This is a genomic window from Nocardia asiatica NBRC 100129, assembly GCF_000308415.1.
GTDB classification, from domain to species: domain Bacteria; phylum Actinomycetota; class Actinomycetes; order Mycobacteriales; family Mycobacteriaceae; genus Nocardia; species Nocardia asiatica.
This window is the reverse complement of the sequence record NZ_BAFS01000171.1, coordinates 1-4,071: the sequence shown is the minus strand read 5'-3', so window position 1 is coordinate 4,071 and position 4,071 is coordinate 1. Positions and strand designations below refer to the sequence as shown.

Here is a 4,071-nt window from a genome sequence, read left to right as displayed (position 1 = left end):
AGCGATTTTCCGTGGGACTACATTCGGGGCGTGTCGTTTCCGGATCGAAAGTCCTGGGCGCGTCTGGAACTGGTCGACGACGACTACGTCCCGATGCTGGCGATCCGCTCCAACGACAAGGAGCACGCGGCGCGGGCGATGACCCGGCTGCGTGAACTCGGCGCGAAGTACTCCGGGAGCGAGTGAGCGGGCAGGCCGGTTCGCGCCCTCCCCGGTGGACCAAGCGATCGCGGGCCGCGCGGGCGGGTTCTTCGCCTCGGACGGTTCGCTTCGCACCGGTCCGGAGGCTGGTCTAGCCTCGCCGATATGGAGCCAGGTGCGTTCGTCCTCGCGGCGGCTTTCGCCGACGATCCGCTGATGACCTACTTCTGGCCGGGTTCGTCGCGGCGGCGAAAAGCGTTGCCGCTGTTCTGGAATTCGCGCATCGCCTCGCGCCGGAAGAACGGGCTGGTGGACTCGGCGCAGGACGCGGCGGGCAACCTCGCTTGTGTGGCGCTGTGGGAGCCCGCGAGCGCGATCTCGCCTATGGCGAAGCCGCTGACCTTGCTGCGTGCTTTGGGGCCGGGCGCGGCGCGTGCACTGGCGGCGGGGCGGCAGATGGAGCACGCGCGACCGACGGCGCCACATCTGTACCTGGCCGCAATCGGGACGCTGCCCGGCGCGCGGGGGCGTGGGCTGGCGACGGCGCTGCTCGAGCGGCGGCTGTCGGCGGCCGAGCAGGACTGCTTCCTGATCTCGAACACCAGCGGCACCGTACCCTTCTACCAGCGGTTCGGGTTCGAGCCGCAGGGCGAGCTGGCGATCGGCCGCGGGCCGGTCGTGTATCCGATGCTGCGAACGACCTGACGGCTCCGCCCGCCGAGTGCACCCGATTCGCGACGGTGCAGGGGCCGACGTGGCCGGAACCGCTGCTCGTCAGTGGGCGTCGCCGAGAACCGCGCCTTCGCGCCGCGGGTCCGCGCCGCCGATCCAGCCGTCCGTGCCGGTGCGTTTCAGGGCGCTGAGGCCGCTGACCTGTGGGGCGACCGAGACCTGATGGCCGAGCTGACGCAGCCGGAGCACCAGCGGGTCGTGGTCGCCGTTGTCGGCGGCGTCGATCGCGGGGTGCTCGCCGCCGATGCCCGTGGACGGGCTGTTCGCTGCCCCGAACGCGACCGCGGAGACCGCCTGCTGCGGGTCCAGCCCCCAATCGAACATATTGACCAGCGTCTTCACCACGAACTGGATGATCACCGAGCCGCCGGGCGAACCCGCGACGTGGGTGAGTTCGCCACGCGACCCGTCGGGCGCCTTGCCGAACACCAGCGTCGGGCTCATCGAACTGCGCGGGCGCTTACCCGGCTGGATGCGGTTGGCCATCGGCACGCCGTCGGCGCCCACTGGGTCGGCGTTGAAGTCGGTGAGCTGGTTGTTCAGCACGAATCCGTCGACCAGGTGGAACGAACCGAACGCCGCCTCGACGGTGGTGGTCATCGCCGCGGCGTTGCCGTACCGGTCGACCACCGAGATGTGGCTGGTGCCGTGCTCGGGCGGCTGCGGGCCGACGCCCAGCGGCACGGGGCCGAAATCACCCGGCTGGGCGGTGCCCATGCTGCGGTTGGGATCGATCAGCCCCGCACGCTGCCGCAGGTAATCCCGGTTCAGCAGGGTCTGGGCCGAATTGCCCGGCAGCGGGACGAAATCCGTATCGGCCACGTACTTGTTGCGGTCGGCGTAGGCGAGGCGTTCGGCCTCCGAGATGAGGTGCACGGCCTGCGCGCTGGGCTTGCCGCCGTTGCGGTCGATGTCGTCCGGACGCATGGTGGCCAGGTCGAAGTTCTCCAGGATGCCCAAGGTGGCGGCGACGGTGATGCCGCCCGACGAGGGGCTTGGCATGCCGCAGATCTCGTGCTCCCGGTAGCCCGTGCACAAGGCGGTGCGCTTCTTCGCCTGATAGCCGGCCAGGTCCTCGATCGTGATCAGGCCCGGGGTGCGCCCGCCGGAGGACCGGCCCGCCGCCGCGACGATGTCCCGGGCGATGGCGCCGGTATAGAAGGCCTGGGCGCCCTCCGCGGCTATGGCGCTCAGCGTCTTGGCCATGGCGGGGTTGGTGAGCACGGTCTCGGCGGCCTTCGGTTTGCCGTCCGGCTCGAGGAAATACGCCTTGGCGTCCTCGTCGGCGGCGAGGTCCACGGCGGAGTCGGCGATCTGGCCCGCGAGGCGGGGACTGATCGGGAAGCCCTGATCGGCCAGTCCGATGGCGGGGTCGAACAGCTCGCGCCACGCCGTCTTGCCGTGGTCGCGGTGTGCCAGCTCCAGCATCCGCAGCACGCCGGGGACGCCGATGGAGCGGCCGCTGGCCCGGGTGTTCGGCTTGGGCTCGGTGCGGTCGGTGTCGCTGATCCAGCGCAGATAGTTCTCGGTGGCGGCCGCGGGGGCCACCTCGCGGCCGTCGTAGGCGTCGACGGTCTTGGTGTTCGCGTCGTAGTAGAGCAGGAACGCGCCGCCGCCGATACCGGAGGCCTGCGGTTCGACCAGACCGAGTACCGTCTGCGCCGCGATCAGCGCGTCCGCCGCGGTGCCGCCGTCGCGCAGGACCTCACAGGCGGCCTTGGTCGACACCGGGTTGGCGGTCGACACCGCGAAGGTGTGCGTGCGCACCGGCGTCATGTTCGCGCGATAGCCGGTCGCTATCTCGGGGTTGGTGCTGATGTCCTTGCTGCCGCCGGCCGGGCTCGTCTCGGCGGCGACCGGGGTGCCGTTCGGAACCGTCTCGCAGACGCCACCCGCCCGGCTCTCATCGGACGAACAGGCGGTGGCCATCCCGACGGTGAGTGCGAACGCCGCCGCGGCGGCGGCCCAACTTCCTCGCTTGCGCCCCATGCCCGGACTTTAACCTTCGGTACCGACAGCCGCGCCGGTTTCCTTCCCACCGGCGAAATCGACCTGGCCGCAGCGTGTGTCGCGCCGAGGACGGGTGGGATCGTCCGGCGCGCGGCGGTGGCGCCGGGCGGTCCGTCGGTAGGCTGGCCGGGTGGCGATCGAGGCGGTGCTGTTCGACTTCTCCGGAACCCTGTTCCGGCTGGAGGACGACGAATCGTGGTACGCGGATCTGACCTGGCCGGACGGGCGGGCGTTCGACGTGGGCGAGAAGGCCGAGATCATGCGGCGGATGACGGCGCCGGTGGACCACACCGCCGAATTCGACGCCGAGACGCAGTACGCCTGGGACCACCGCGACTTGGACCCGGCGCTGCACCGCAAGGTGATGATGCACGTGCTGCGCAGTTCGGGCGTGCCGACCGACGAGGATGCCGAACGGCTGTACGCCCGCTTGCTCGACCCGCTGGAGTGGACGCCGTACCCCGACAGCGAGGCGGTGCTGAACCAGCTGGCCGCGCAGGGCGTTCCGGTCGCGGTGGTGAGCAACATCCCGTTCGACATCCGTCCGTCGTTCGCGGCGCGCGGCTGGGATCGGCTGGTCGGCGCGTTCACCCTCTCCTACGAGGTCGGCGCGATGAAACCCGATCCGGAGATCTTCCGGTCCGCGCTGGGTGAACTGGGCGTGCCCGCCGAGGCGGCGCTGATGATCGGCGACAGCGCCGAGGCCGACGGCGGCGCCGAGGCGCTGGGCAGCCGCTTCGCTCTGGTGGAGGCCCGGCCCACCGCCGAGCGTCCGGACGCCCTGCTGACCGCCCTGCGTCGGCACGGACTCGCGGACTAGTCTCCCGGCCGGTCGATCCGCGCGGCGCACACCTCGTCGCAACCCTCGGTTCATTTGGCGAACTCCGAGTTGGGCGCGCGGTCACCGTGTTACGGTGCGATTTCGGCGTATTCGCGAGATTCGCCGGAAGGTTCGGTACCAACGGAGGTACGGCTGTGAGCTTGGCGTTCTCCGGTGACGAGTCGTCCATCGGCGTGGAAACGGCCATGCCGGAAGCGGTTCGGGACGTGCGGGAAGCCGTCGCTGGGATGGCGGGTTTCGGACTCGTCTATCCCGTGCTGATGAATCTGACCCGGGGCGGCGACGCGGCCGCCACGGCCTCCACGCAGTTCTGCGTGGCCTGGGCGCTGGGTCTTCTCGTGTTCGGA

Annotated in this window: 5 protein-coding genes; 4 read left to right on the top strand and 1 reads right to left on the bottom strand. The window is 70.5% G+C overall.

All coding sequences use genetic code 11. The annotated features are described in order from the left end of the window. Together ON27_RS16260 and ON27_RS16255 are read left to right on the top strand one after the other, a co-directional pair. Positions 1–186 (top strand): PH domain-containing protein (locus tag ON27_RS16260; RefSeq protein ID WP_043727189.1); only part of this gene is annotated, 186 nt, incomplete at its 5' end. A gap of 120 nt (positions 187–306) precedes the next feature. Then, the gene (locus tag ON27_RS16255; protein ID WP_043727186.1) at positions 307–846 is read left to right on the top strand and encodes a GNAT family N-acetyltransferase; all 540 of its coding nucleotides are present in this window, start codon (positions 307–309) and stop codon (positions 844–846) included. A 69-nt stretch (positions 847–915) separates the two neighbouring features. Here the strand turns inward: ON27_RS16255 and ON27_RS16250 are convergent, their stop codons facing one another. Further along, entirely contained in the window at positions 916–2,862 is a 1,947-nt protein-coding gene (locus tag ON27_RS16250) for a gamma-glutamyltransferase family protein (protein ID WP_043727182.1), read from the bottom strand. A gap of 151 nt (positions 2,863–3,013) precedes the next feature. On the opposite strand from ON27_RS16250, the gene ON27_RS16245 reads away from it, so the two are divergent. Together ON27_RS16245 and ON27_RS16240 are read left to right on the top strand one after the other, a co-directional pair. Further along, entirely contained in the window at positions 3,014–3,703 is a 690-nt protein-coding gene (locus ON27_RS16245; RefSeq protein ID WP_043727178.1) for an HAD family hydrolase, read from the top strand. A 155-nt stretch (positions 3,704–3,858) separates the two neighbouring features. Then, the coding region (locus ON27_RS16240) for a hypothetical protein (RefSeq protein ID WP_043727170.1) at positions 3,859–4,071 on the top strand (213 nt) is incomplete at its 3' end.